Origin of the sequence: Streptomyces sp. SID12501 (assembly GCF_010550245.1) — a bacterium.
Classification (GTDB): Bacteria; Actinomycetota; Actinomycetes; order Streptomycetales; family Streptomycetaceae; genus Streptomyces.
Genome location: NZ_JAAGLU010000875.1, coordinates 1 through 410, shown reverse-complemented (window position 1 = coordinate 410; position 410 = coordinate 1). Strand labels below are relative to the sequence as shown.

Sequence of the window (410 nt, the reverse complement as noted above, 5' to 3'; positions counted from 1 at the left end):
CTCCTCCGTAGAGGCCCTCCCCGCCCCTCCGGGTGCAGGAACCCCTGTACGTCTACGGCCGGGTTCACCGCCCCTGTCTGCGCTGCGGCACCCCGATCCGCAAGGTCGACGAGGCCGACCGGCCGACGTACTGGTGCCCGGCCTGCCAGTCGGGCCCGATGCCCTAGGTACCGAAGGGCTCGACGCCACAAAGACCGACACACCAATTGACGACCCGTCAGATTTGACCGTACGGTCCCGTCATGCCCCTCTCCGCGTACGACCTCACGGGCCGCTCCGCGTTCGTCACCGGAGCCGCCAGCGGTATCGGCCGGGCGAGCGCCGTACTCCTCGCCGAGGCCGGGGCCACGGTCCACTGCGCCGACCGCGACGAGACGGGCCTGCGCCGGACGTACGAGGTGATCACGCGT

1 protein-coding gene and 1 pseudogene are annotated in these 410 nt (G+C 71.0%); both read left to right on the top strand.

The genetic code is table 11. From position 1 onward, the window contains the following. Window positions 1-11: 11 nt before the first annotated feature. Window positions 12-167 (top strand): annotated as a pseudogene (locus tag G3I71_RS48920) (zinc finger domain-containing protein); the annotation flags it as partial. Between the two features lie 75 nt (window positions 168-242). Next, a partial coding sequence (locus tag G3I71_RS48915) for an SDR family NAD(P)-dependent oxidoreductase (RefSeq protein ID WP_164325443.1) occupies window positions 243-410 on the top strand: 168 nt, incomplete at its 3' end.